The organism is Vogesella sp. LIG4, assembly GCF_900090205.1.
Classification (GTDB): domain Bacteria; phylum Pseudomonadota; class Gammaproteobacteria; order Burkholderiales; family Chromobacteriaceae; genus Vogesella.
This window is the reverse complement of record NZ_LT607802.1, coordinates 1,438,416-1,465,409: the sequence shown is the minus strand read 5'-3', so window position 1 is coordinate 1,465,409 and position 26,994 is coordinate 1,438,416. Positions and strand designations below refer to the sequence as shown.

Below are 26,994 nucleotides of genomic sequence, written 5' to 3'. Positions count from 1 at the left end.
ATCCTGCCCTATGCTTGCGCAAGGTGGTAACGCGCAGACGGGCCGGCTTAACGCTTTCCGGCCGCTTCTTCTCGCCGGCGCTTGGCCTCTTCCAGCAGGTAGACCTGGTAATCGTCCAGATCGCCCGCGAAATCGCTGACCCCGCCACGCGACACCATCCAGAATTCGTCGCACACCGCGCGCAGCAACGCCCGGTCGTGGCTGACCAGCATCACCGAGCCTTCGAACTCGTTCAGCGCCACGCTCAGCGCCTCGCGGGTGGCGAGGTCCAGATGGTTGGTCGGTTCATCCAGCAGCAGCAGGTTCGGCCGCTGCCACACGATCATGCACAGCACCAGCCGCGCCTTCTCGCCGCCGCTCATGCTGCCGACCGCCTGCTTCACCATGTCGCCGCTGAAGTTGAAGGTGCCGAGGAAATTGCGCAGCCCCTGCTCGCGGCAATCGTTGGCCGACGGCCGCATCGCCGCCGGGGTGTCGCGCACCAGACGGAACATGTGCTGCAGCGGATCGTCCTCCGGCCGCAGCACGTCCAGCTCCTGCTGCGAGAAGTAGCCGATATTGAGCCCCTTGCCGCGAATGATCTCGCCCCCGACCGCCTGCAGCGCCTCGGCCACGGTTTTCACCAGCGTCGACTTGCCCTGGCCGTTGGCACCGAGAATGCCGATACGCTGCCCGGCCAGCACGGTGCGGTTCACGTTGCGCACGATCACCGTCGGCGCAGTGTCTTCCGGCGCGCCCTCCGGCGCCGGATAGCCGAACACCGCGCCGGTCATCGACAGCATCGAGTTCGGCAGGCTCTGCGGCTCCTTGAATTCGAACTGGAACTCGGCATCGGCCAACACCGGCGCAATCTTCTCCATCCGCTCCAGCGCCTTGACGCGGCTCTGCGCCTGCTTCGCCTTGCTGGCCTTGGCCTTGAAGCGATCGATGAACTTCTGCAGATGCGCCATCTTTTCCTGCTGCTTGGCCTGCGCCGCCTGCTGCAGGACCAGCTGTTCGGCACGCATGTCCTCGAACTTGCTGTAGTTGCCGCCGTAGCGCACCAGCTTGGCATTGTCGACGTGCAGCGTCACGTTGGTGACGGCATCGAGGAATTCGCGGTCATGGCTGATCACCACCATGGTGCCGGCGTACTGCTTCAACCACGCTTCCAGCCATACCAGCGCGTCCAGATCCAGGTGGTTGGTCGGCTCATCCAGCAGCAGCAGGTCGGACGGACACATCAGCGCGCGTGCCAGTTGCAGCCGCATGCGCCAGCCGCCGGAAAAGCTGTTCACCGGCTGCTGCAGCTCGGCGACGCTGAAACCCAACCCGAGAATCAGCGCCTGCGCCCGTGCCGGCGCGTCGTGGGCGCCGGCATCGTTGAGCGCGGTATAGGCGTGCGCCATGCGCATGTAGTCTTCGCCGGCCTCGGCCTCGGTCACCTCCTGCTGCGCGGCGAGCAGGGTGGTATCGCCTTCGATCACAAACTCGGTCGCCGTCTGCTCCGTTTCCGGCATGTCCTGCGCCACCTGTGACATACGCCATTGTGACGGGATCGACACATCGCCGCCGTCTTCGTGCAGCGAGCCGTTCAGCACCGCGAACAACGAAGATTTACCTGCGCCGTTGCGGCCGACGAGGCCGACTTTCTCCCCAGGATTGAGCGTCACCGACGCGTTGTCGAGCAGGACTTTGGTACCGCGGCGCAAGGCCACGTTTTTCAGAATGATCATGGGAAGCGCCGTGCGGCGGCAGGAAACAGGTTACGCCGCGACCGGCGACAAGGCGGGAAGACGACAGGCAATGCGGCCAACGTTGGCCGCATCATGGCAATGGTGCTGCAGCAGCAGCGGTGCCGCCGCATGCTGCAAAGCAATAAAAACGGCACGGCGCAGATGGTAACACGCCCCTACGCGCTCCAAAGGGGAAGAAAGCTGACGTTCGGTGCCGGCAACAGAGAAATGGCCGGTATGTGAATCTGAGCAGACGTTCAGGACAAATGGGATAACAGACCGCTTTGGCCGAACAGCAGCTACTCCGCATACCTCCTTCCGCTCCACACGCCCCTCACCAAAAAGGAGAAGGGGCCAATGGCCCCTTCTCCTTGATCAGACTCCGACAAACTTTATTCGGATCCGACAGACTTTATTCGGTGTAGTCTGACGGGGGCGAATAAAGTTCGTCGCGACATGGCACCATAAGTACTTGATTTTGCGTCATACGTTTTTCGTCCGAAAGTTCGTCGCAACCAGTTCTTCGTGCCACCTCATTTCGCGACGTCTGAATAAAGTTCGTCGGACAATCCAAGCTGGCGCATCATGTATGCTGCCACACATGGCCTGACGCTGAGTGTTGTTGAGACGCCGGTGTTAGCCACATGCTGACCACGGAAGGAAGTAAAGAAAATGGCCTCCAAATCTGGAGGCCATTTTCTAGTCAAATTAGCCTTGGCTGTGCCAACGGATACTGCCAACCTCTGGGCAGTGCCAGGATGACTGCAGACGTTCCCGGATGTCAGCCAGCGACTGCCTCACCAGTAGCTCGCCATCCCGGAATACCGGCACCAGCGCACCGCCTTCAGCTTGCTCCGGCGTTTGCTGCTCATACAATACGAAGCAGTCACCTTCCCGCTCAACCCGTACCATGCCCTTGGCGGACTTTTTGGTGCCATCGTCCGTGGCCGGATCCTTGTAGATGTCCACCGCCTCGCCATCCACTTCGGCATAGATAGCCTTCAGCGCATAGCCAAAGGTATCGCGGGAGTTCATGCCGTAGACGAAGCTGCCAATGCCAAACACCACATTGCCGGAGGCAAACCCCTTGGCAGCCAGGCGTAGCAGGATGTCGCGGGCGCGCGGCAGGGTGATCGAGTCTCCATAGATCAGACCGACATGGGCATCGAGCAGCTTGAAGCCTTGGCTCGTCGTGGTTTCGCCGTAGATTTCCCACAAGCACTCCACCGCGCCCTTGCGCTCGGCCTCGGTGATCCGCTCGCCCGTCGCCTTGACGATGTAGCGGCCAGCATCGTCCACCAGCGGCTGGCCGGCCTCGCACTGCAGTTCGTCAGCAGTGTAGCCGGTCAGGATCTTCACCGGGTCGCCCGAGTCGGGGCGGAACACCACCTTGGCATTGCCCAGCGCATCCGGCTTGCGCGCCAGGATGTCCGCCTTCAGCTCCCTGGCGATCACGGTGATGACGTTCCAGAAATCGAAAGTGTCGCTGACGATGGAGACCATCCCTGCCGGGTAGTCTTGGGTGACGAACTCGCGAACCACCGCCAGTTCCGCCTTGCGGCGCAGCGCTGGCTCATTCAGGGCGGTATTGGCTGGATCGCGGCGCAGGCGCTGCAGCGTCAGCAGAATGCGCAGTGCCATCACGCTGTGCTCGGAAGCCGGGATAGAACCGCCTACCAGCTCGTTGTCGGCATCGGCACCGTAGAAATCCTCCAGGTAGTCGAGTGCCGGGATAGTGTCGGTACCGGTGAACGACAGCAGGTGGCCGGCGCCGCAGCGCATCGCGTCGTGCACTCCGCTCATGCCGCGCATCGAGAAGTCGTGTCCCTGCCAGCCGACGAATTCCGGCGCCGTCCCGGTGAGCTGGGCGAAATAGTCCAGCAGCTTGCGGAACTCGAAGGCGATGGTGGCCACCGTCGAGGGCTTCCACGTTTCGCAGCTGAACAGGGTTTCAAAATAGGTCGCCACCCACGGAAAATCCGGATGCGTGTTGATGAAGATGACCGGCGGCACCTTGATATCCACCCGCGAGCCTTCCGGCAGCGAGCGAATCTCCAGCGGCAGGTAGCCGAGTTCGTGCAGTGCTTCCAGGCGGGAGGCGGCCACGGCGCCAGGGCCGAGCGCGGTATCCATACGGCGCTGGTATTTACGGACGGCCTGTCCCTTCGGCTTGCGGAAGAACTCCTTGCCGAAGAGGTCGATCAGGAATTCCTGGATGAAACCCTGCAGACCGAACCAGACTACCTTGTCGTCAAACAGCTCCTTCAGCACTGGTGCGTACTTGGCCGAGCGGGGCGTGAAGTTGGCCACCAGCTTGGTGGTGGCAGCCGGGTACATGGATGGGTGGCCGGTCTTGTAGAAGTCAGCCAGGTTGAACGGAACCAGATTGTTCTTTTCGAGCACTTCACGGCGAGTTGGGGCGTTCATCAGTGTCTCCATCGAGTCAGGGTTCAGACCAGTGCGCAGCGCAGATCGCCGCTCCAGTTGTTGCGGGTGAAAAGCTGTCGGTAGTGAGCCAGCAGCGGCTCTGGCCCCTTGCTGAAAATGCCGTGGGTCACATACAGGTAAAGCGGCGCATGCAGATCCTGTTCGATCTGCCGAGCCCGCAGCACTGTAGCCAGCTCGGTGAAAGTGCGACCGCCATCGCAGATGTCGTCGACCACCAGCAATGGCAGTGCTGGCAGCGAGCCAGCCACCTGTGTACCGGTGATGGCCCCTGTGCGGGTGTCGCGTACCTTGTCCGCAAATACCACGTCGCAGCCGAGTTGTTGCGCCAGCTTGAGCACACGCTTGCGCGCGCCGGCATCCGGCGCCACCAGTGCCACCGGTCCCACCTGGGCCAACACCTTGCGTAACGCTGGCAAGGGGTCTTCGATGACAACCCGGTCCAGCAGCGCCGGTACAACATCGCTATGCGGGTCCTGGATCAGCACCCGGCTGTAGCCCTGGGCATTGATCAGATCGCAGAAGACCTTGGCACTGAGGGCTTCGCCGGGGTTGGCCACGCGATCCTGACGGGCATAGGGCACGTACGGCATGTGTAATGACAGCGGCAGGCCGGGATAGGCGCGGCGCAAGGCATCGGTCACCAGGAGCAGCGTCATCACCGCCGCTGCATTCGGCAGATGGGCATGCAACCGCAAAGAGTCGGCCGGAATATCCAGCCCCACCGATACATGGACTTCACCCCCGGGAAACATCGTGGTGTTGACCTCGATGTCTTGCGAGGCCCCGTCGCGCGATACCGCGTAAACCTTGATCATGGCGTTCACCTTTCCGCTTAGTCGATCATTTCGACTAACATGCATTCAGTATAATAATACTTAGTTGAACTTTGCAACTATCTCGGTGAAAATAGTGCCGTGATCAGGATTAGCGGGGTTTGCAATGGATAGGGACTACCCAACGCCGGCAGTCAGTGTCGACATCGTGTTGCTCACTTTGGCCGAAGGCGGCTTGAAAGTGGCGTTGCATCGCCGGGAGCATGATCCCTGCCGAGGGCAGCTGGCCCTCCCCGGGGGGTACGTCCATGTGGATGAGGATGCATCGGCCGACGCGACAGCGTTGCGAGTACTCAAGCAGAAAACCGGCCTGGTGCCGCGCTATCTGGAGCAGCTACGCACCTTCGCCGGACCGGACCGCGATCCACGCGGCTGGTCGGTGGCCATCTCACATGTAGCGCTGATTCCACTGGAGGAGCTGCGGGGGGTAGGGGACGGTGTTTTCCACTTCTACGACGTGGACCAGCTGCCGGAGCTGGCCTTCGACCATGCCGAGCAAGTCCGCGAGGCCGTACAGCGGGTGCGCAACAAGGCCAGCTATTCCACCCTGCCCTGCTGGTTGTTGCCGGAGTTGTTCACGTTGACCCAGTTGCAGCGCACCTATGAACAGATATTTGGAGAGACCGTCTCGCGAGGCACTTTCCGCTCGCGTCTTGGCATCAGAGTTGGAGATGCCAGGCCAGGGGAGTCGGCAGACGAGGCGGATATCCTGATTGCTACCGACGAATTTCTCGGCGGCAGCCAACGCCCGGCCAGGCTGTTTCGCGTCAACCATCTGAGCTTGTTCAAGCGGGCTTGCTGGTAGCTACAGGACACTGAACTTTCCCGACCCTATCTAACAAAGAAGGGGCCAATGGCCCCTTCTTTTTGGTCAGACTCCGACGAACTTTATTCGGATCCGACGAACTTTATTTGCTCTAGTGATCGGAGAGAATAAAGTCTGTCATGACAACAAATCGTAAGCCTATGATTTTTTTACATTAAAACCACGAAACCGCCAAAATTTTAAGTCTGTCACACAGTGACGATTTCAAGGGGTTATGTGCATGCTTGTTGCCATAGTCTGTCAAAACTAGCAATAGCAAGGGTTTCAGGACGGGGAGTGAGGAGACCGGTCGGCCAAACCCAGCGGTCAATGCTGCGATGGTAATGACCAGTTTACAAGGAGCAAATAAATGATGAAGTCACGCGCGGTCCGAATGTTTGAAATCACCGGCTCGCTTTAGCGGGTCCGGTGGATTGAGTGGTTCGAGATTGCTGCGACTGGCTACATTTGCCCTTCAATTCACTCCAAAGCTCCCCGTGAAATGCCCAGACAAAAATAGCCACTAATGCCAAACCAAATAGGCGAGTTAACCAGCGATAGTTATTGAAATGTTTATCTGCCTTGCCGAATGCTAGATATGAGCTGGCCCAGAGGCATGCTTGCAGCGCAAGAATCACAAGCGAAACATAGATAGTGACTGCAAACGCCCTTGCGCCATCTTGAATAATTGCCGCTGGCAAGAAGCCCAATATCACACCGTTTGCCGCACTCGAATAGTCGAAAGCCACACTTGCCACACGCTCCCCTGACCAACATAAGAATTTCGCAATTAAGGGCACTCCGGCTAGAAACGCAGCCGTTCCAAGCATCCAGCCAGCCACATACAAGAAAAGCTTAATAAGAGGGAGCGCAAGCTGACCCGATACCGCTTCAACTATTACACGTGACCAGTAGTTATCTAAAGCAAGCGATGCGAGCGTCAATAATAATGACACCCAAAACGGTGTAAAGAAAAAATACCAAATGCGCCCCGAAGCCTGCTTGGGCGTGAGGTCTTGCAATTGAATAACCTGGGGCATTATTGACATCTCCAATGTGAAACATGCACATATACAGGTGTATATTTTGTTTGGCTGTGCGCATAACGCGAAATGACAATGGCGTCATTCTTATTTTTCAAGCTTTTTTGAGGCTGATGTCTGAAAGCACACAGCCCAATGGGACTACCGCATCACATTTGCTCAATGTGCTGCGCGAAGCGCCGCGAGTTAGACATTACGGTCTACGCACCGAACTGCTCTGATCTGCTCTGATTTTCCCCCGTCAGTCATACCAGCGATAAGAAGAGAAGTCCTAGGTTTGCATGGTTGTGGCGCTGCTTAGTTGTGTTGCTGCCAACTCCTGACGATAGCGTACCGCAAACACCACTGGCGCTATCCGGCCAGCGGATGGCATTGCACCGGGAGAGGTGACTATGAAAAACATCCTAGAATTTATTTATACTTTCAGCTAGCAACCACGTCTAAATTTGAAATTATTTTTGGCATATAATTTCCAGCTAACACAAATTTTTAGGCCAGAAAATCTCTGCCAGATCTCGCCACTTCACCTCAATCCCCAGTTCGAATGAGTAATTTTATATCCTGAAAGGTTCTGCCCCAGTTTTAATGGAATTTCAACCAATTGATTCAGTGGGTCATTTTTGTCAATTCGACGAATAAAATCCGGAGAAATCACAATATCACGATTAACACCATTATTTAGAAAAATTCGCCTCTCATCATAATCAACCAAACCAATAGAATATTTATAAGTTTGCGCCGAATAACCGTCATATAACTCAGCCCTACCGCCACTAAAATCTACCAGACGTACCGGAGCATCTTTGCTAGTAATCTCAAAGCTGAGATTTACTTCTGTATCTAAACCACTAGTACCGTCTTTAACGGCATACAAAATATAATTTTTCATATCATCCCTTAACCACCATGAAATATTGCAATGAAAATCAATAATAAAAGTCAGAAGATACAGCCCCCTCGAAAGGATCTTCATTCACAATCACATCAATGGCCAGGCATCCGGCATCTGCATTTTCACAAACTTCGACTTACACTGATGTAACAACTGTCGCTTCAGCTTGAAAGACAACATTGATAATTTGCCTTGTCGTGCTTACAACTGAATAGAAAAGTAGAAATGATGAAATGACAAAAATTGATGCAAGATCGAACTCACCAAACCCCGTAAAGAAGGCGCCACCAAAAAATAACTGCAAATAAAGCCCTTTCAACAGCGCAAGTGACGTGCTTCCAGAAAATCCATAGGTGGCAATGGTAAACACGGCATCGGCATACCCGCCAAAGCTCCTATAGATGAAACCCTCTACTCCATTTTCGTCGGGTTCACAGAAGAACTTTCCAACGCCGACACCGACGATTGCTAGAAGCCAGATGACTACAGCTGGCCAGTAAGACTCAAGAAAGATACGAACGATGTTCTTTGCTTCATCTTTGCTGTAAACGAGCGCAAGTCCAAGGATAAGCAAGGCAATTATTACGAGTAGCCTCGATGGACTGAATTTTCCGCGGTTCATACGATGCTCCTGTTGAACTCAGCAACTTCAGCTTCCTCTTTCTTGTCCTGCTCCTTTCCAAGTAAAGCGCCAATAAAGCCACCCGCCGCAACACCTGGCCCGCCCCCCAGAGCTCCAATTACGCCTCCCACCAACATTCCAATGGCGGTATTATCAGATCCCTTTTCCGCCACGACATCGCTTACGTAGTAAGTCATACCATTTGCCTTAAATACTTTAGCGCCAAGTTTTTGCGCAAGTGCATGGCGGTTTGGAGCAACGGTACGAAGGAATACTTTTCCGCTGTTTTTCTTATCAATCACATAGAGTTTCAAAATCAATCCTCATGTGTATAAAGTAGTATTATCTTACTACTGACACAGACTGTGAAACATCACCTTGAATGCACAAAAATAGAAATCACTGCATCCTAGAAATTAAACATACATAAGAATGAATAGCACTATATCTCGGCCATAATTCTGTAGCTTACCAGAAAAGCTACCTGCCCATTCTTGGCCTTGAATAGCTCGACTGTTGTGGCCTCTGCTGCAATTTTTGCTTAAGTATTTTTTCAAGATGTAGAGCTTCAGCAAATTCTGAGAGCTTCATGCATCTCGTTACAGTGCCGTCATTGCTTACTCCGGCGACAAAACCATAACCGCCAGAGCCACCCTGTGATTGCTTTTTGTATTCAATTAATTTTTGCAGATACTTTACAAATAAATCTTTCTCAATACCTGATTTAAGCGCATCCTCAAGTAGGATCGGCAATCCAGAAAAATACTGCTGACATTTTAGATAAAAATCGGCACTTTCGGACTCGCCATAAATTATTAAGTGATGTGCCCCCTCTGATTCCAACGCTTCCTTTGCTTCGGCAAAATTTATGAATTTCCCTAATTCGTCAGATATGCTTTTCTTATCTCTCTTGAACTCAATTAAAATCCACATGCTCTCATTGGAAAAAATTGCATCGCCAACATTTTCGTGATTACCATCTAAAGGTGCCACAAACGTTTTGATATCTACATATTTTTGAACAAAAAAATACTCAACGGTTTTTTCCCACCACAAGATATCCATTAATGCACCTATGCCGGCAAAATGAAAAGCATCCCACACGAGATGCCATATTAAGCACTAACTATAATTGATAACCAAGTTTTTTTGCCAAGCCAGCATAGTCTGAGTCTTTATAGTTCACTTGAATTGTTCTATTTGACACAGTCGTCTTTTGAAAAGCACCAATTGTGCCAAATGTAGTCATAACAATCTGGGCATCAGTCTGTAACTCGACTGAAACAGCGAATCCTCCCCCTCTGATTGATGTTGACGACCAATCTCCGGTTAAACTAGCTTCGGCCCACTCAACAAATAAACCATATGGCGTTGGAAGTTTTTTCCCATTTTTATCAAATTGCAGCTGTTTTGGCAATCCAGCCGATACCTTTGCCGTAAAAGTTATTGCACTCTGACAAGTACCTACAAACTTATTCCAAGATTTTTTTGGCATAAAAATTCCTAGTTATAATTGATATTCGCCTAAGCCTTTGGGCGAGCTACAACTTGCTACAGTGATTTGTCTATTGAGACTGAGGGAATTCACTGAACTTACCAAGGAGCAAGCCGGCCATAGCCGCCTAGCTGTGTTAAAGCGAACACTTCAATCTGTCGGATAGCCGCTGGAGTAGAAGGCTTTTACACTAAAGGCAGCTTTCTACCTCAGTGCTGCCCGTAACCCACCTGTTCCAAACGTTGAACACGGTATAGTCTCAACACAACAGGTATCTGTGCGATGCAGCTACACATAAGATCCTCAGTGGGGAAGCTGGAGGACGAGATTTGCGACTCTTTTCTGCAGATCAGAGTACTACGCTCTTCCACACTTCGCTGAGTTGAAAGATACTTCATACACAGGCCGAGCATATGAGCCAGCTAGTATCCGCCATGCCAGTTATCACCCGCCCCATGGCATCTTTCCGAACTACCAGTATTCTATTTGCAATTGGCTGACACCGGGTCGCCAGGCACTACGGTGGTCAGCTAGAAGCACGGTAACAAATAGATAAATATGAGCCGTATTTTCTCAATAAATTGAAGAATGTGTGGCATGATGTTAAATTGTAGGCGCCAAAAACTTGTTGCCCCAAAGACACATTGCATTTTATTTTAGAGCATTAAATAACGTGAAAAATATTAATTTAAATGACCCAACGATTCGCAAAGCATTATTAGAAAAATTGTCGGGGCTTCCTACCCCTCCAAGACGCATACTTGAGGAACTCACGGTCCACGAAGGGAAGGCGATCGCCGACGTAGTTGCGGTACATCAAACACCACACTGCTATGAGATTAAAGGGGAGAAAGACAGCATCTCACGAGTAATCATCCAGGGAAAATACTATGATGCCGCATTTCAAAAAATAACCTTAGTAACTACTGAAAGGCACCTCGACACTGCGCTTCGGATCGCCCCGCCGCATTGGGGAATCATGTTGGCACGTTTAAAACGCGACAGTATTATTTTCCGATATATACGAAAAGCAAAGAAGAGCCCTAGCTTTCAATCACAAACAGCGCTACTCACTTTGTGGCGTTCAGAGCTAATTGAACTAGCTCAATTTTACTGTCTCAACAAGCCAGAAAAATTAAATCGCCAAGAATTGTCAGAGAACATTGCGCACAAGTTATCAAAGGATTCAACAGACATCGAGATTGCAAAAAAACTTACAGCCAGGATTTATAAAACCACAAAATCTCGGAGCATGTAGGTAATATGGGCATTCACCATCGGACATACTGCATTTGATGGAGTTACTTGTTTACCACGGCCATGTGCTTTTTCATTAAAAAAATAATCACCGAATGAGTAGCCAGCTCCCCGATAAAATGACTCCTCAACTAACTCTGCAGCCAAATCATTATATTGCAGGCTACCGCGTCGATGTGTTCTTAGTGCGCCGCCACGCATCACATACTGATTACCATCAAACGGATATATAAGCTTAGGCGTGATAACATTACGCATCGCCTCTTTGGGAATTTCAATATCTGAGTAAAATGGGCTAACCGTTGTGTAGTCCCCAATTGTCAGCTCTTTAATTCCAGTTCGCCAAGCGACGTCCTTAAATATTGCGACCTCATTTCTTGGCATAAGAATACGACTTTCAACAGTCGCGATATCTCTAATTGACGCAGTTATAGAAGACCCAGCAATCACTATAGGTAACGGCTCATTTTCCTCAGAAAATTGCAGCAAGAATTCCGACACTCTTTTCCCAGTAACCCCAACTTCATCAGGCAAACAAACTCCACAGTCGATTATCAACATTACATTAGCAAAGCACTCTGAAATCGACTCAAAAATACTACGTAACTGACGACTAACAAGTCGATAATCCTCAATATCCTCTTTATTCAATCGCACTGCAACAGTTGAGGATTTAACATACCCCAACGAATGCGCATCAAAAACAGACTGCCTTCTATCTCGACTTCGATTAAGCCCTGTTACAGGAATAACTGGAAGATCAGAAAACTGCTCCAGGATATAAAGGTAGGAATTTCGACCATCAATAACAAATCGATCACTGACATCAAAATTATCTACAAAAAACCTATCGATCCCCTTAAGATTTATTTCACACTTCCGAACAAGCCGCTTAATTATTGCTTTAAATTCAGCCTCATCCTTATCCTCATCTTGGCGAGGAACATCAAAAAATGGTGAGAGCCCCTTTCTCAAGGAGTCATCCAAGTTCTTAATCGCGGCAAATTCATTTGTTTTTAATTTCAAAAACGGAATATATTTATTCATTCACCAAGAATCTCTCGAACATTAACCTCATTTACCAACTTAGAAAATAGTTCAAATCTATTTTGTTCATTGCGTATCCGGCCGGCAACAATTGCTGGATGCGTCCCAATTTCCTTGGCAAAAGCTATTACGTCTTTGATATCTCTCGTTCCTTTAGCACGACAGGTTCGCCAGTCCGCAGGGTCAATAAGAATATCTGAGGCAAGCTTATTCGCCTCAAGCTCGATTAAATCACTGGATGACTCATCGAAGTCATCTATAATTGGGTCATCTAGGTCAGCGATATGTAAGGCGACATGCGCCAATTCGTGCATTAGCGTAAACCAATAGTTATCATAACGGTGATAACGCAAGCTCAATGCAACAACTGGAGTTCCGTTCTCAAGCTTAAATGCAGCACCATCAATTTTTAGAGAAGGTAATGATGGTTCATAAACAAGTACAACACCATACTCTGCAAGCAACGGCTTTACGTTGCTCAATGTCTTCGGGTCTTTACTCAGTTCTCTAATTTTAGCAAGATTATCCTCGGACAATCCTGCGAACGTCTGAAATTGGCCTGATGCCAAAGTTACACTTGCTTGATAACGCGCTTTAGTCATCCACAAAAGTTGCAGGGTATCATCAACGTCCGAACCACGACGAAATAATGCGTGTCCTTTATTTTCCAGTCGGGAATACTCGCTAACTAACCGTGAAAGCGATATCCCTTCGGCATGTGCTCTAGATTTTCTCGGAAGCTTCTGAAGAGCATCATACGTTGCCTCAATAGACCTATATACAGCCTCATTATCGACTATTAGATTCGGTGTTATCGGGTACAAATCAAAATCATCAAAATCCATTTACGCCTCCACAAATGTCTGGGCCTTTTCTTGCTCCATTTCGTAGAACGCAAGTGGGTCTTTATCAAATTTAGGATGAGGGGTCATTCCGATACGCTCATAGAATGAGCATGCTTTTGGCAATGCGTGAAGCGAGAACCCGTATCGTAGATTAAGCACAGCATGTGCATACTGAATGACATGTCGAAGCAATAGAGGAACTGCACCTTTTAAAACGCGGGGCTTGTATGGATTAGGACGATTCCAAGGAGCTGTTGCCACATATTCAATATAGAAAATGTCGCCACTCCCAAAGACGCTCGCTTTTGGGTGATAGATCATACAGGCCGCCTGCGGCTCACCATTAGCCATGAGAAAAAACCACTTGTACTCATCTCCACGGTAATGTGCAGCCTTTGCTAACCACTCCCAATGCGCGTCTTCAAGCGATAGAGTGCCAAAGACTTCCTTGCGCTCATCACCTTCAAAATTACCCATGACAAAAGCAAGAAGTTCATCATTGAAACGGGTCCATGTACGGTCACACGCACGTGCCTTTACAGGATCGAGCCCGTAATGCACCGTACACGTAACATCTCCCCCTTCGCACGAAGCGATACAGTCTGTTGCGATCACATCGCTGGTTGAAAATGGTTCAGCGTCTAGAAGTGCTAGAAATTCAGCTACGGTTGACATATTGGCGACGAAGTATGTTATAGACATACTCATAATGCATTTATGGGTTTCAGTCAAGCTTCTTGAGTAAATTCCTATATTGCTAGTTAGTATTGTTGATAGGCGCTACGAATGCGCCGATACAGCTATCGAATACAGGCCAGTCGGCATTGATGTCGATCAATTCAGATTCTGCCCTAGCCGATCTCGTACCCCACAGACACTGACTGAAGGAACCTCGTCTGCCATTCTCATACTGACAGGGCGGCCCACTAATAGCCCTTGGAGCCCCCTCCCAGCCGGTTAGTTGTAGGTGGTAAAGTATGAGAATTATTCTCAATCAGCTCGTAGACTGGGATAAGCTAGCAACCGCTGCTAGCGGCTGATACCCCATGAATATGACAACTACATGCTGTCAAAATCATGCGCCAGGCAGTACTGGTGGCGATGCACGCTGACTCGCGTTTTGCCATGGCGTCTGGGGGTGAAAAAGGGTGATGGTAAAACCTTACTGCGGCTGATTCTCGAGCGACAGGACGCTAGGCTATGCCCGTCATAAGGCGGGTTTTGTCATTCTTGTAGCGTGGCTATCAACGTCAGATCGTCAATCAGAGCTAGTAGTGTGCTGTTCCTAGCATGGCCGAGCTGGTTTCGCATCGCCTTGAGCCATTGCGTGGCTCGCGTGATCTGGTCATCGTCCAGCTGCACCACATCCCCGGTTTCAAAAGCGCCGGCAATGTCGTCAACGATGGTGGCCAGATCCTCGCTAGCCGCTGGCACTCGTACACCACGCTGGCCGGCGAGCCGGGCCAGCTTCATGGTCATGTCCAGCGTTTCCAGCTGGGCCCGTTTGACTTGACCGGCTTCGATTGCCTCAAAGGCGGCAAAGGCCGGTGCCAGAAGCCGTGTGGCGATTTTTTGAGACAGCTGCTTATCGTCTTTGGCCATCGTCAGATACATTCCAATGCGGGAAGTAATACCCGTTTATTAATGCCTTCATTCTGGCATCAACCAGCATATCAACCTCAAAAATTATTTCAGCTTTATGTTTCCGCTTCCAGACAGAATACCGATCTTGCAGTGCATCGCATTTGATACAGCCATTGGAAAGGTAGATCTCTTTTTCTGTTTTGCTGTAGCGCGATTTTATTGCGCCAACTTTCTTGTGGCGTAACCGATCTAGGCCAATGAGGTTTGCTAAGTTTGGGCCAATATCATCAATAGAGAACGTATAAATTTTGTCCTCTCTGAGGAAGTTAATATCAGTGATGAGCCTTGTCCACTCCTCGCAGTCCCAACACTTCACCCACACGCCCATGACCTGAATCGTTACCGACTCGCCTTGCTGTATCTTCCCGAACGTGAAACGACGCCTGAACGCCGCGTGAATGAATTCACCAACGGGCATGACTTGATGCCACAGTCGGGGATATTTCCGGTCACTGGAATTCATCGACTCATGGCGGGGCAACATTGCCCGGTATACGCCTGTTTCATCGTCCAGGTGAACGCAAGCCGCAGGCAGTTTTTCAGTCACGGGAAATCCCGGCTGGCGCAGAAGCCACAGTGCCCGGACGCCAGACTGGTGGTAACGTTCTTGCCGACGCATGGTTTCGTCTGCTGTCTGGCCAGACCACTGGATTTCAACAGCCACACGGGCGTTGCCGCGAGTGGCCAGCACGTCCGCAATCCATTTTTCACCGGCTGGCGTCTCCCCTGGAACTTCCGTGGCCACATTCCAGCCACATGCCTGTATGGCGCTGGCCGCAATCGCCTTGAGGGTCAGGTGATGTTCGGATTCCGGCGCTGAGGTGCACTCACCCCGTTTAGCGTGGGCAAAAAACCGCATGCCGAGCTTGGAGGTTTTGAGCACAGCAGGCGTATCACAGCAAGCCATGCGAAGGTGACGGCGCAGGGCGTTCTCGCGTTGCAGAGCCGCCCACTGTTGATCATCCAGACTGAACGATTGGATGCTGTTACCGAGGTCATCAATGCAACGTAGGGGCATTCGCTGCCTTGCTCATCAGGCGATTTCGTGAGCGCTCACGGTTGCCTGTTGTCCCAAATTTGAGTAATATAAAAGTGCCCCAGGGGTGTGATCAATGCTTCGACAATCAGAGTTTCGGCATCCACACACTGGGGCAAATTCATTTCTGCTGCCACATCAGCAGCCCTCTCGCTTCCCACTTAGCCAGCATCGCCGGCTGATCTTTCGCGTAAGCACTCGCAACCCAATGATCCGGCGCTTTGCCAGTTGCACCCGGCTTGTCCAGGTGAATCGGCACGATGATCGGCATGTGTCGCAGAGTCTCGATGGTCATAACCACGATAGAGGTGGCTGGCTGTGAGGCCGACCGGAAAATTTTCTCCGGCGTACAGATCATGCCATGCAGGTTCTTCAGCCTAGCCGCACTGATCGCGTGATCAAACATCATTTTTTCAAGGTGCGACACGGACGTGACCAGCTCGCGGTCGTTGCATCCAAGGATCGCCAGCATTTGTGGTGTGAACCGACCGATGACGACATGATCGCTCATGCGTTTCTCCGGGATAGTTCCGCGCACCCCCTCGTCATGAATCCACTGCACCAGCATGTCAGTTAGTTGTTCTCGTCTCATACAGCTCCTTTGCGGCGATTTTATCACGCCGTACCTAGCCAACTTGGCCGGGTTTCCGAAACCGTATAGCGCCCTGGACTTAGCATGCGATACCGTAAAAGAATCTCAAAAACGGTAGTTTGTTAGATGGTTGCCACTGATGCCGGTTTGTCATGTTTAGAAGACGACTGCACCCAGCAGTGCTGGTCTGAAGTCTGTTCTACATACAACTCAATCCCATCGTCGGAGTGTTGCTCAACAGCGCCGACAAGGGGGCATGGCCGGTGCGACAGGCGGCGACCGGCGCCGTGAAACCTGGAGGCATTACGGCCCAATTGGTTTTCGCGGGGGGAGAGGTATTTCGGGTGAGGCGTCCAGATCCTCTGAGGCACAGAGCCCCGCACTTGCGCGGCAGCACTGGCCCAGTCTGTATTCATGACTAGCATTGACCCAAACCGGTCTCCTGTGAACTGAGCAAACGGCAGGGCAAGAACTGCGATCGAGGGGAGTTCTGTACCTCTCAATTGCCGGCCCCAAAAACGCCGCGGCCGACTTGGGCATGCAAGCATGGGCCGCCCTAAGAGTGCGGCAAAGTGGCCAGCCTCCATGACACGAACCCGGATCGTAATGCATGTGCATCTGCCAAGGCATGATGTGGGGATCGCTCTGCTCCGTAAGCCGCAGCCAATGCGCGCTGGAAAACCTCCGTCCTCATCACCTCGGGTGTCAACAGCCATTTCTCGCCCAGATTATCGGGAAATGGCAGGCCTGCGTCACCTTGCAGGGCATCAGCGAGCAGGTCCCAATCAGCGGCGTAATCGAACACCAACGTAACCTGCTGGTCGAAGGCGGCAAACCAGCTGTGCAGCCTGGCTGTCAGCTCCTGGGCGGAGCAGCTCGCATTCTCCATGCGACCTAACAGGGGAAGGACGTAGGCGCGAACGAAGTCACTGCAATCTTCACGACGATAGTCATTCCGCTCGGCATAGAACTCACGGCCATTCTCAGCCACCAGGCCGATCGAAATCAGCTCAATCTGGATGAAGTCCGTGAACTCGCAATCAACAAAGACAAGCATGTGATCCCCCTATCAGGTAGCGGCACTTGGGAGACACCTATATATAAGTAGCAGAACGCCCCGATCAGCTCCCTGCCCCAGAGCATCAGCACGGGCTGCCCCTCCTGGGACTACGGTTCTCGTCCCATGCTGCTCAGTACTGCATCCCTGACGCCACGCATGGCGCCAATCAACGGGGCAAAATACAACCGTGGGCCTTCCTTTACCGCCAGCCAAAACTCCTGCACAAACCTGCGCATGATTGTGCTCCTTTCATCATGGTTTCAGCGTCAGCCGCTCACCTTGCTTGGTCAGCACCGACCAACGTTTGCCTTTGCTAATGCGGTCAACGTGCTTCTGTAAGTCACGCCCCCATTCGTAGCCAGCAGCCAATCCCAGGTCACGCACCAGCCGTGCAACCTTCACCCGGGGGCAATGTAAAAGCAGCTCATCTAGCACAGGAACCCGTAGGGTTCGCAGGGACACCGCTAAATTGTTGGCCTCTTCTAATGATTGGCCTTTTCCGACATCCGATACCAATTCAAGCAGCCCCCTTTCGACACTTGAAACGAGCACACCAGGATGGCCAACCGGCAGGGGAGTCAGCCATGACTCGTATGCCAGTCCCTCATCAAATAGCTGCGTTGTCTGGTAGGAGTAGAGCATGACGTCGCTGACCCACTCAGGAAACTTATAGGGTGTTCGCCCCCAGAGTTGCACCCGCTCCCTGAATGCGATGTTGTGCCTTACCCCCCGCCATGCCAGGGCCGTCTTTCCCCCAACATGCAAACCGTGGATCTTTCGACTGAGGAAAACAATCACGCCGTCGCGGGTAGGCTTGTCACCCGTCAACATGTACACCCCTGGCGACAAGCGGTACATCCACCCCTGTTTCACCAGGTATGACGCCATCGCCATACTGACACCTAGCTCTGTCAGTTGCCTGGCATCCATGGGTACTCCCTTAGGTGCCTCTTGCATCAAGCGTTGCACGGTATGTCGGGTCATTGTCGATCCAGCTGCATAGGTTTTTCGTACATCTCCCAGGGATTTTTTGAATTTTCCAACGCAAAACACGCGGGCACATCAAAAACCAGTGGGGCAAGATCATCCCTCTATTACTTCTGGGATTGTTGCTGATTCTTGTAGCGCTGCGCCCCACCACGCATTGACTCTGCCATCGGTGGTTTGGTCTGGCGACTAGTCGAGGTCTTGCTACTCTTTTTCTGCGGTTTGGTCGGAACCGTACCACCAGCAGCGACATAGGCCTTTTTCTCGTCAGGACTCAGTGACGATGCCGTCGCCAAGTTCGTGACCATTTCAATATTTTTGGCTTTCTGATACGCGGCACGATGCTGCCACTCTTCTGGGTCCAGGGGGAAAGGGCACTGTAAATCTAGCCGCGCGCTTTTTCGTCCCAAAGTAATTGCGATCAGCTCTTCAACGTCTTCCCGGTGAACACTATATTCACTTGAACGGTACGCCCATTCGAAGTCCTCAATCGTAGCGTGCGGCCGACTCTTGTCTCGGGCGTGCCCATAGCCAATCCGGAAGAGCTCAAGCAGTTTTCGCTTAAGTCCAAACGTATACTGATGTAGCGCCTCCCCATCTCGCAGGGGGTCAATGGATATGCAGCCAGCCGAGACCCGGACACATTCGGTCAGATAGTCTTGCCAGGCAAGGACATCTTCATCTCGCCCCAAGGAATCCGGCAGCAGTACGATGTGACGTGCGAGCAAGCGCTCACGATCTTGCTGACCACGATTTTTCAGGCGATGCCCCATGTCATAATTAGTGGCATACACTAACGGGGGCCCTAGGTATGTACTCGCTAATAATGCTTTCGTCACCTTCGTATTCGCCTCCGAGCTCTGCGTCATAAACTGCAGCTCGTCGAGCAAAATAGTTGCTACACCATCTCGAAGAGCGAATCTCTTAGCTAGGTCACTTGCCTTCTTAACCGCTTTTACATTCCATGGTGAATCATTTTCTTTACCATCGGCAGCATTTCGCTTGACACCCTCAGATACACCCAAGAATTTTTGCTGCGCCTCCCAGCTGCTTTGTAAAAACGACCGAAGGATTGAGGCTTCACTATCACCTTCTTCTACCCGAGAGTAGAAGAAGGCTCGCATCATAAGCCGACAACCTTCCCCAGCATCGACAGCCAGTACCTCCTGCATCAAGCGATTTATGGCTTTCAGTACCTCACTTTTACCCACGCCAGCCAAACCGGCAAAACAGGTCGCAGGTTCTGGTTGAAAATCAAGACGATGCAATTTTTGCCAGAATGTATCCACATTCGGGTAAGTAACCTTGGAGTGTGAAATAGCTATCGCTAATATTTTATTTATTACTTGCAAAGTGCGCGGTGTTGGTAAAAAAATCTCTCTTAGCGTATGCCACAGCAAATTCGAAGCCTCCGCCGAGGGAGATTTGCACAGATCCGAAACTGGATTCGGAACATGCCGTACACGGAGAGAAATGGCCTGATCATCTAGTCCATTGAATCTTTCCACCCATGGAGATTGGATCATTTACCAGCCCTCGCAGGCATTGTTGCATCTTTAGTAACTTTGGCCGCAGCCTTGAGATTTACTGTTCGTTTTTTCCTACCCTTTACCCAGTGACCTGCATCGGGATCTTTTCCAATCGTCTCCTCACACGCTTGGTAATAGTCTAGGTTAACTGCAACATTAAATTCGCCCTGTTCCCTCTTCAGCTGATCAAGCATCTCTTTTTCTTTCTGCAAATAGCCAAGACGCACATACAGCTGTTGATGATCAGATCGAATCGGCAATAACACCTCCATCTCGATGAGCCGATTATTCACTTCAATCCATGCATAACGCACACACATATCAATGGCATACCCACGTACCTTAACGGTTTGCCCACTAGAAATACGTGATCGCAACTCATCTCGTAAGCCCGTAGCGTCAAACCGTCTTGCTCCAAGCATGATCCAGTCGCGACTTACTGTGAACTCGACTGGTGTTGCAAACGCTCTTACTGCTTCATCAATGCTGATTTCCCAGGCACATGTCCTAGCTCGCTGATCAAGCCAAGCCCACATTGACATCGGATTGGGCAATACCCTATCGCGTATCATTTCAGGCGTTAATCGAGCACTGGCGTCGCTTTCCCAATTCTTCTTAGTGGCATTCAAAACAAGACGTTTTACAACCGAAACAGGGGTATACTGACTTTGAAAAAAAAGTGGCTCCCCCTCAGTCTTCACAGATCTGTCGTGTGAGGATTCCACCGTTGCTTTACTTCTTGGCTGATAACTTCCAGTCAACTCTACAAACGGGATTCTCACTTTTTCTCTTAGTAATTTGTCACTCCCCCCTGGCCCTCTATCAATATTCAATTGACCGGGAAGCCCCCGACAAGGCCACTGTTCATCATCTAGCGGCACACCAAATAACTTACCAAAGTAAGATTTCGGTACCGCGGCACAGAATAGTGCCATCTGATAGGCGGAAAGCGTTTCTGCCCCTGGTGCAAATCCCACTCCGAAGATTGCTCCCGTGGCACAATCAACGATACTCACCGTACAGAAGCCATCTGCAAATGGCTGTCCATCAAAGTCAATCAGTTGCTCAGACAAATTACTGCCATCTGCCTCTGTGACTTCAAGTAGATTACCAACGCCCTGGCTGAACCTACCGTAATCTGGCTCATAGGCGTGGCGTAGGCGGGTTGCCCCATACTTCGCTTCCCGCAGCATCTCCGGCTTTATTTTCTTACGAACCCAATACCTGAATTGATTGATAGTTGGATAAGGTTCTCCGTTAGGAGAAATTATTTTTATGTTACGCCCTTTTCCCAATACTCGACATTTAAAATACTCCCTTAGCGTTTTATAATAAATTTTCTTTTCTGAAACGCCGGTATCTGCAAATTCCAAATATCCGTCTATTATTTTCTCCTTCATTTCATCAGTGACTCGACATGGCCTTATACCATCTGTTTTTACTGAGCGACCGAAGGAGCTATCATCTTTACAATCATCTCGACTGTAATGACCTGCATTACAATAACTAGGGTACAGTGCGGCAGGTTTTCGACCAAAGACGAGATAACTACATAGCCACAGCCTAATTCGTGTGGCGTGTTTCCCTGGCATTTTTTCTCGAACTAGCTGTGCAATTTTTCCACTCGGATCTTCCTCTTCAAATATCTCAGCCAGACAATCAAGAAGTGGGTATATGATGCACTCCCTATCTAATGCGCACTCCAAATTTGATCTTTTGGCATTCATTCTTTCCAATTCAAAACTGTGAATATTCAACCCCTCTATTGGCTTTAACCATGGCGGCAATTTATCTTTATCGTTATCACCGTCGCGCTCAACCAAACTTATTTCTTCACCTATCCCATATTCAAATTTTTCTCGACAAAATTGATATATCACTGCCTTGCGAGCATTTTTCGAATCAATAAATTCGACACAAGTAACCCATTTTTTTGACTTGGCATATAGCAGATAAAGCTCCTGCTGACTGGAAACCTGTAAATAGCCTTTCTTGAAATGAAGTTGGGAACCGACTTTCATATTCCACCCCTATCAAATAGGGGGGCATATTTGGTAAGTGGGTCTTCTGTTTCCTCTTGCATTGGCGTGTCGAATAACACTGGGATGAACAGGTTAATCCTGACCTGCCTAGTCCACACCGCCCGATGAAAAATGATGAGACAATCTTGTCGTGTGCACTGGTACTTCTGCTCGTGTGACTCAAGTAAGTCCAATGGAGCTAGCTCAGTGCCAACGATTGCCTCATAGTCGGCAACCATCTCTTGCTGAGCAGTGGGGGCCAATGTCGTCTGTCGTGTGGACCAGATCAAACATTGCTTCAGATTGGCAACTAAAGTGGAAGAGAAGGTTGTGCGGATAATCTTGTGAGTGCGTATTCCCGCCTCGGCATAGCACTCCACTTCGATCCTGAGCCTTGCCTCTGCCCGTTCTTGGCTTTGCAAACTTTGTCGTTTTGCCGGTCGTCGATTCAGGCTCTCTTTGAAGCCCGCCTCGCTAGCTTTCACCGTCCAGTTGACGGCATAGAGGCCGTCTTGATCCTTAAGAATCAGTAGGAGATCACCGACAAATGGGACGGGGACGCGATAGCGCCCAATTTCGTCTTCACATACAAACCTGGGGTGAAATTTGGATAGTCCTAATTTCTCAGCAATCGCTACAGTTCCTGATAATCCAGGTAGTAATGTGCCACTCATTTCCGGATACAAAGAAACTGGATGACACTCTGGGTCAGTAGGTAAGCAGCGCTGCTCCAGCAAATCCACCAAACCGGGATGAAAAATCGCGATGGTAGCTGCACACGTTTCGCTTAAGCTCAGTGTGTGGAGCTCTCGGTCGTGTAGCGCGAACCAGATTCGACAACAACGAGACATCGAGGGGGCTTCCCCCCTAACGGCTCGGATTGCTGGTTGGTACTCAGATCCGATTTGAAGGACGCCCTGTCGCTCGATGTAGCGGTCGACCAATTTTTTCAGTCGAGTATTCATTGATGTTCCTTTTCACAAACAAAAACCTACCAGGCCTCCTCTCAGGGGGAGGGCGGCAACCGTTTTTTTCTGCAAGAAGGAAAAAGCAGACCGACAACGCCGCCTTGACAAAGGCTGCGTTGTGGATGAGGATGTAAGCAGATCCCACTCAAAAGTGATCTGCACACCCAGAAGGGCCGTTTTGCTGCGCCAACAGCTTGCGGCCCTTGTGCTTTTCCCTGGCTCAAAATGCTATCCATCAGCCATAGGGGTCTCCTTTTCCTGAGTCACTTCGTTCGATTCTTCCTCCGAAAGCCACACTAACGGGCTTTCTGTCTGGGCCGGTCCTTTCAGCCCGAGTGCCAGCGCAATCTTATGCGCCTCGCCTCTTAGACCCCTCGCTCGTCCCAGCAAGACGGCATATACCATGTCCTGCTTGAAGCCCTTGGCCTGCGCCCATTCAGCGACGGTCAGTCCATGCTCCTCGAAAGCCCGCCGTACTTCCTGCAGCGTACGCGTCTGCATACCGTTCCAGTCTTTCAAATTTGTCCACACCTGATCAGATGTGTGTCGATTCGTTCATGCCTTTACACCGTACAACTATGGACTATCGTGAATTAATTGACAAGCAAAAGATTTAAAAACTCACAGTATTAATAAATATATCTAACAGGTAAATTGATTCGACTGGTATCGCCAACGTGACTAACAGAATCGGACAATCCCCAGACGGGCAGGGATCATGCCCAGCATGGCTACCGGACGAGACCTTGTTCAGTTGGGCCAGTCGGTACCACTGGCTATCATGCAATCCATTGAGCCGCAGTACGGGGAATATGCTGTTTGGCCACCCTCATGCGGGGACAAGCCATGACCTGCCCGGTGCACTGGATTACTTCGTTCAGGCGACAGGTGGAGTGTTGGGTGATATTGCTTCAATCCTGCAAAATCACACTATCGCCCCGATCTTGGTCGCCTTTCAGCCGCTATCTAGCGTTGACCAGCTTTTCAGACAGCTTCGTTCTTCCGGCTTGGGGCAGCTGAAATTCCAACTCGGCTTGGTTACCTCTCAGTTCCGTGCCCACTTTCCGCTAAAAGCTTGCCCTCAATGCATGAGAGATGACGTAGCCCATCACTATGTCGCCTACTGGCACCGATGCCATCAGCTACCTGGGGTATGGATTTGCCCCATCCACGGCGATCCCTTATTGGAAGCCCAGCACAAAGCGAACGGGGTCGGTCGATTTGAGTGGGTTTTACCGGCAGAAGCGGAACTGGATGCCCCCCGCAATACCATCGGGCAGCCTATCCCAGTCCAAGAGAACGATGCGTTAGTCAGACTTGCCCGCGGTGCGTTGGCGCTGGGGAACCGCTCCCTTTACCAAGTGCTTTCCCCTGCGTCTGTTGTGCACTGCCATGCAAGAGCGCTGGTTGCCGCGGGGTACGCTACCAAAACAGGGAGGCCGCGTATCAGTTTGGCAATACCCAGCTACTTGGCTCATTGCGCTCAGTTGCGTGTGGTACCCGAGTTAGCCCCATTGCCGGCCACATCACTCGCGGCCGAACAACATCTGCGCCACATGTTGTCAGTTCCGCGATTTGTCCGACACCCTCTGCATCAATTGGCCATCATCAGCTGGCTGTACCCCACACCGGAGATATTTCTCTCCGAGTGCGATGCGTGGACGGAACCAACAATCGATTGCCAAGCCCAGACTCCGCCACCTGAGCAGAGGAAGACTGAAAGCAGCCCAGCTCTGCTGAATCGCTTTGCCAATGCAGAAATCTCGGCTCGGGAAGCAGCCGCATCGGCCGGAGTAGACATCAAGACATTTCTTGTTTGTGCTGCAGGCCACGGTCTGGCCTACAAGCGACGTCCAAAGAAATTGAAGGCAGAGCGCTATGTACAGCTGATCCTGGATCTGGAGACTGGGGAGGACAAGGCTATCGTCGCGGCAAAGCATGGCATTTCCGTCTCCACCATCACCACCATTTTGCGTACAACGCCGGGTCTACAAGCACGATGGCACGCAGTAAGGAATGACATGGCCAAAGCAAAAGCACGCCAGAGTTGGCTAGCCGTGTATGAGGCTAACCCCGAGCTCAATACCAAGACACTCCGGCTACTCGAACCGGCGACATTTGCCTGGCTGTATCGCAATGATCGCGCTTGGCTGCAGGAGCATTCCGTGTCAAAACCACGCGAGTACTCTTCACCCAGAATCGCCTGGGATGAACGTGATGTAGAGCTTGCTCAGCTCGTTAAACAAGCCGCTCTGGACATCATAAATGCCTCTCCAGATCTGAAACGTATCAGCCTGCAGATGCTCTACAAACAGCTTCCTCTTCTACGCATGCGGCTAGGTACCTTGGCGCGCCTACCACTGACCGTGCAGGCTATCCAGCAAGTAACCAAGGCTCGCCGTCAGCAAGATAGTGGCCTGCTTCCCAACGGCTAGCATTCGCACGGTTCCTCCCGCGCCACAACTATGCATTTATGAGGATTTTATGCATAATCAGGATATGCACCCTGACGACCCCAAGCAGAAAGCCCATGAGCTGGCATCCCTATTCAAAGCAGCAGGCATCACCCAGACAGCACTTGCGATGGCGATGGGCGTAAACCAATCCCAAGTCAGCAGGGTGCTGTCAGGGCAAATTACGCGTCGAACCAAGCTACTCAACAAGCTATGCATTTATGCAGAATCTAAGCTAGCCATTACGGACAAGCCAGACGTCCGGACAAATCGTGAACTGATGGCAGCACTTGGAGAAGTATGGGATGGCACAGCTACCCACGCTCATGCCCTTGCACAAGTGATTCGAAGCTTGGCTCAGCTGCACCCCGTTCCCCCACATCTGCATCATGAATAAGGTGTCCCCATGCTCATAATGGCGAAGCCGCATCCAGATGAACTTGGACTGGGCCATGCGGGCAGGATCGCGTTCCTGAACGGCATACCAAGCTTTAGCGCGCTACTTCGCTATACCCTGGGTTCGGCCCAGGACCACCGAAAACGAAACGAAGACCGCCAACAGCTTCTTTACTTCTCGGAACAGCTGGCCATGCATCCGGAGCAGTATCTGGCGCGCCATACCTTAATTCCGTTCCACTACGCCTATCCTGGTCAGAAACATTCAGAACTAACCTATCAGCCCTTGATTCGCCGCTGGCTTAAACCTGCTGATGGCCCACTCCTCAAAGCAGCGCGGGCCTGCCAGCAATGCGTGGAAGAGAAAAAAATTGGATGGTGGCAACGACAACATCAACTGCCGGGTGTTGACATTTGCATTAAGCATAAAACACCCTTACTCCGTACCGAAGGTACCGACGGTTTTCTACTTCCGCCGGAATATCATTTTCTACATGTCGCACCGACTCGTGAATCCACTCCCTCTTGGGACCATCCCACTGTCACTCGGTACCATGAATTTGCGACCTGGCTGCTCTCCCAACCAGAGCGAATTTCCCCTAAAGAACTCATCCCTCCAGTCAAGACACGGTGCGAAGCGCTAGGGATTACACGAGATATAAAAAAGAAAGCGCCGGACTCCTCTCTCAGTCGGCACATCAAGACCCAATTCCCGGTGGACTGGCTAGAAAAGCATTACCCAGCACTGCTATCCCCGAGCTATCAGGGAAGGCATTTAGAGATCGACGCGGCATTTTTTGGGCAGGGTGCATCAGGACAGGCCATCGCAATGATCCTGGCTGCACTATTTGAAGGAGTCGATCACCTCCGACAAGTAACCGTAGAGGTTGAAATAGCATCAAAACCTGATGCTGAGCTACTGTCGGATGACCCGTTCAAATCGATAGCTGCGTTCGTTCGCATCTTTGTTGAAGCCAGTGGAAATGTATCGCACATGGCCCGACATCTGAAGTGCTCATCTCGTACCGCTTACAAGTATCGAGAACGCTATGGTCTACCTACCGCGGCTGGCGTACCAGCAGCAGAACGACACTTCGTTCTTGAGAGGCTATCGTATGCCAGTCCTGCAGAGCTGAAAGCTTGGGGAGGCGCGATGAAGAATCAATGGGAGAAACAAGGCGGTATGGGGCTCCCCGGAGAAGACTGGCGAACGTTTGCAAAAATTTTGGCAAACAACTTCGGATAAGTATTGGCTTGGAGCCTTGCCAAAAAGCAACGACCCGCAAGGTTTTCTCTCTCCTTCGGA

General features: G+C 51.4%; 27 protein-coding genes. 6 read left to right on the top strand and 21 right to left on the bottom strand.

Annotated elements, in window-relative coordinates:
* Positions 1 to 47: 47 nt before the first annotated feature.
* Positions 48 to 1,715: an ABC-F family ATP-binding cassette domain-containing protein gene (locus tag PSELUDRAFT_RS06880; protein ID WP_088966145.1), complete on the bottom strand. Its 1,668-nt coding sequence runs from the start codon at positions 1,713 to 1,715 to the stop codon at positions 48 to 50.
* Positions 1,716 to 1,808: 93 nt separating this feature from the next.
* Between PSELUDRAFT_RS06880 and PSELUDRAFT_RS19300 the strand changes: the two genes are divergently transcribed.
* A complete protein-coding gene (locus PSELUDRAFT_RS19300; RefSeq protein ID WP_157725049.1) occupies positions 1,809 to 1,958 on the top strand; it encodes a hypothetical protein in 150 nt (49 codons plus the stop codon).
* 465 nt (positions 1,959 to 2,423) lie between these two features.
* On the opposite strand, the gene PSELUDRAFT_RS06875 is transcribed toward PSELUDRAFT_RS19300, so the two are convergent.
* Together PSELUDRAFT_RS06875 and prs are read right to left on the bottom strand one after the other, a co-directional pair.
* Positions 2,424 to 4,142, bottom strand: coding sequence for a nicotinate phosphoribosyltransferase (locus PSELUDRAFT_RS06875; protein WP_088966144.1), 1,719 nt, complete (start codon positions 4,140 to 4,142; stop codon positions 2,424 to 2,426).
* 23 nt (positions 4,143 to 4,165) lie between these two features.
* Positions 4,166 to 4,978 carry a ribose-phosphate diphosphokinase gene (prs, locus tag PSELUDRAFT_RS06870; protein ID WP_197693946.1) on the bottom strand — a complete coding sequence of 271 codons (813 nt, stop codon included), beginning with the start codon at positions 4,976 to 4,978 and terminating at the stop codon, positions 4,166 to 4,168.
* 124 nt (positions 4,979 to 5,102) lie between these two features.
* On the opposite strand from prs, the gene PSELUDRAFT_RS06865 reads away from it, so the two are divergent.
* Positions 5,103 to 5,801 carry an NUDIX domain-containing protein gene (locus PSELUDRAFT_RS06865; RefSeq protein ID WP_088966142.1) on the top strand — a complete coding sequence of 233 codons (699 nt, stop codon included), beginning with the start codon at positions 5,103 to 5,105 and terminating at the stop codon, positions 5,799 to 5,801.
* Between the two features lie 404 nt (positions 5,802 to 6,205).
* Here the strand turns inward: PSELUDRAFT_RS06865 and PSELUDRAFT_RS19295 are convergent, their stop codons facing one another.
* The 6 genes from PSELUDRAFT_RS19295 to PSELUDRAFT_RS19275 form a co-directional block, all read right to left on the bottom strand.
* On the bottom strand, positions 6,206 to 6,841 hold the full coding sequence (locus PSELUDRAFT_RS19295; RefSeq protein WP_157725048.1) for a hypothetical protein: 636 nt from the start codon (positions 6,839 to 6,841) through the stop codon (positions 6,206 to 6,208).
* Between the two features lie 526 nt (positions 6,842 to 7,367).
* Positions 7,368 to 7,817 (bottom strand): hypothetical protein, encoded by a 450-nt coding sequence (locus PSELUDRAFT_RS19290; protein WP_157725047.1) that lies wholly within the window; start codon positions 7,815 to 7,817, stop codon positions 7,368 to 7,370.
* Between the two features lie 55 nt (positions 7,818 to 7,872).
* Positions 7,873 to 8,358, bottom strand: coding sequence for a hypothetical protein (locus PSELUDRAFT_RS06860; RefSeq protein ID WP_088966141.1), 486 nt, complete (start codon positions 8,356 to 8,358; stop codon positions 7,873 to 7,875).
* Positions 8,355 to 8,672, bottom strand: a complete 318-nt coding sequence (locus PSELUDRAFT_RS19285; RefSeq protein WP_157725046.1) for a hypothetical protein — start codon at positions 8,670 to 8,672, stop codon at positions 8,355 to 8,357. Before PSELUDRAFT_RS19285 ends, PSELUDRAFT_RS06860 begins: the two co-directional genes overlap by 4 nt.
* A 166-nt stretch (positions 8,673 to 8,838) precedes the next feature.
* Complete coding sequence (locus PSELUDRAFT_RS19280) at positions 8,839 to 9,423, bottom strand: hypothetical protein (RefSeq protein ID WP_157725045.1); 585 nt, start codon at positions 9,421 to 9,423, stop codon at positions 8,839 to 8,841.
* A gap of 61 nt (positions 9,424 to 9,484) precedes the next feature.
* Positions 9,485 to 9,853: a hypothetical protein gene (locus PSELUDRAFT_RS19275; RefSeq protein WP_157725044.1), complete on the bottom strand. Its 369-nt coding sequence runs from the start codon at positions 9,851 to 9,853 to the stop codon at positions 9,485 to 9,487.
* A gap of 673 nt (positions 9,854 to 10,526) precedes the next feature.
* On the opposite strand from PSELUDRAFT_RS19275, the gene PSELUDRAFT_RS19270 reads away from it, so the two are divergent.
* A complete protein-coding gene (locus PSELUDRAFT_RS19270) occupies positions 10,527 to 11,111 on the top strand; it encodes a sce7726 family protein (RefSeq protein WP_157725043.1) in 585 nt (194 codons plus the stop codon).
* Here PSELUDRAFT_RS19270 and PSELUDRAFT_RS06850 read toward each other — a convergent pair.
* The 12 genes from PSELUDRAFT_RS06850 to PSELUDRAFT_RS06805 form a co-directional block, all read right to left on the bottom strand.
* On the bottom strand, positions 11,081 to 12,157 hold the full coding sequence (locus tag PSELUDRAFT_RS06850; RefSeq protein ID WP_088966139.1) for a hypothetical protein: 1,077 nt from the start codon (positions 12,155 to 12,157) through the stop codon (positions 11,081 to 11,083). The two genes, PSELUDRAFT_RS19270 and PSELUDRAFT_RS06850, sit on opposite strands and share 31 nt — an antisense overlap.
* Entirely contained in the window at positions 12,154 to 13,002 is an 849-nt protein-coding gene (locus PSELUDRAFT_RS06845) for an ImmA/IrrE family metallo-endopeptidase (protein WP_088966138.1), read from the bottom strand. Before PSELUDRAFT_RS06845 ends, PSELUDRAFT_RS06850 begins: the two co-directional genes overlap by 4 nt.
* Positions 13,003 to 13,734, bottom strand: coding sequence for an N-acetyltransferase (locus tag PSELUDRAFT_RS19265; protein WP_157725042.1), 732 nt, complete (start codon positions 13,732 to 13,734; stop codon positions 13,003 to 13,005). It abuts the gene before it with no gap.
* A gap of 492 nt (positions 13,735 to 14,226) precedes the next feature.
* A complete protein-coding gene (locus PSELUDRAFT_RS06840; protein ID WP_088966137.1) occupies positions 14,227 to 14,604 on the bottom strand; it encodes a hypothetical protein in 378 nt (125 codons plus the stop codon).
* Positions 14,588 to 15,664: a competence protein CoiA gene (locus PSELUDRAFT_RS06835; protein WP_088966136.1), complete on the bottom strand. Its 1,077-nt coding sequence runs from the start codon at positions 15,662 to 15,664 to the stop codon at positions 14,588 to 14,590. The genes PSELUDRAFT_RS06840 and PSELUDRAFT_RS06835 overlap by 17 nt, the downstream gene beginning before the upstream one ends.
* Before the next feature lie 139 nt (positions 15,665 to 15,803).
* Entirely contained in the window at positions 15,804 to 16,193 is a 390-nt protein-coding gene (locus tag PSELUDRAFT_RS06830) for a hypothetical protein (protein ID WP_157725041.1), read from the bottom strand.
* 637 nt (positions 16,194 to 16,830) lie between these two features.
* On the bottom strand, positions 16,831 to 17,331 hold the full coding sequence (locus tag PSELUDRAFT_RS06825; protein ID WP_088966134.1) for a 3'-5' exoribonuclease: 501 nt from the start codon (positions 17,329 to 17,331) through the stop codon (positions 16,831 to 16,833).
* A gap of 255 nt (positions 17,332 to 17,586) precedes the next feature.
* Positions 17,587 to 18,318 carry a type IV toxin-antitoxin system AbiEi family antitoxin domain-containing protein gene (locus PSELUDRAFT_RS06820; RefSeq protein ID WP_088966133.1) on the bottom strand — a complete coding sequence of 244 codons (732 nt, stop codon included), beginning with the start codon at positions 18,316 to 18,318 and terminating at the stop codon, positions 17,587 to 17,589.
* Positions 18,319 to 18,428: 110 nt separating this feature from the next.
* Positions 18,429 to 19,847 (bottom strand): hypothetical protein, encoded by a 1,419-nt coding sequence (locus PSELUDRAFT_RS19260; RefSeq protein WP_157725040.1) that lies wholly within the window; start codon positions 19,845 to 19,847, stop codon positions 18,429 to 18,431.
* Positions 19,844 to 21,871 (bottom strand): hypothetical protein, encoded by a 2,028-nt coding sequence (locus PSELUDRAFT_RS19255; protein WP_157725039.1) that lies wholly within the window; start codon positions 21,869 to 21,871, stop codon positions 19,844 to 19,846. Before PSELUDRAFT_RS19255 ends, PSELUDRAFT_RS19260 begins: the two co-directional genes overlap by 4 nt.
* Positions 21,868 to 22,836 carry a hypothetical protein gene (locus PSELUDRAFT_RS19250; RefSeq protein ID WP_157725038.1) on the bottom strand — a complete coding sequence of 323 codons (969 nt, stop codon included), beginning with the start codon at positions 22,834 to 22,836 and terminating at the stop codon, positions 21,868 to 21,870. The genes PSELUDRAFT_RS19255 and PSELUDRAFT_RS19250 overlap by 4 nt, the downstream gene beginning before the upstream one ends.
* Positions 22,837 to 23,067: 231 nt before the next feature.
* Positions 23,068 to 23,358: a DNA-binding protein gene (locus PSELUDRAFT_RS06805; protein ID WP_231895323.1), complete on the bottom strand. Its 291-nt coding sequence runs from the start codon at positions 23,356 to 23,358 to the stop codon at positions 23,068 to 23,070.
* Between the two features lie 158 nt (positions 23,359 to 23,516).
* Here PSELUDRAFT_RS06805 and PSELUDRAFT_RS06800 point away from each other — a divergent pair, with 158 nt between their 5' ends.
* The 3 genes from PSELUDRAFT_RS06800 to PSELUDRAFT_RS06790 are packed head-to-tail and all read left to right on the top strand — an operon-like array spanning position 23,517 to position 26,934.
* Positions 23,517 to 25,274 (top strand): TnsD family Tn7-like transposition protein, encoded by a 1,758-nt coding sequence (locus tag PSELUDRAFT_RS06800; RefSeq protein WP_088966129.1) that lies wholly within the window; start codon positions 23,517 to 23,519, stop codon positions 25,272 to 25,274.
* A gap of 49 nt (positions 25,275 to 25,323) precedes the next feature.
* Positions 25,324 to 25,689 carry a helix-turn-helix transcriptional regulator gene (locus tag PSELUDRAFT_RS06795; protein WP_197693945.1) on the top strand — a complete coding sequence of 122 codons (366 nt, stop codon included), beginning with the start codon at positions 25,324 to 25,326 and terminating at the stop codon, positions 25,687 to 25,689.
* Between the two features lie 9 nt (positions 25,690 to 25,698).
* The gene (locus PSELUDRAFT_RS06790) at positions 25,699 to 26,934 is read left to right on the top strand and encodes a TniQ family protein (RefSeq protein ID WP_088966128.1); all 1,236 of its coding nucleotides are present in this window, start codon (positions 25,699 to 25,701) and stop codon (positions 26,932 to 26,934) included.
* Positions 26,935 to 26,994: the final 60 nt, after the last annotated feature.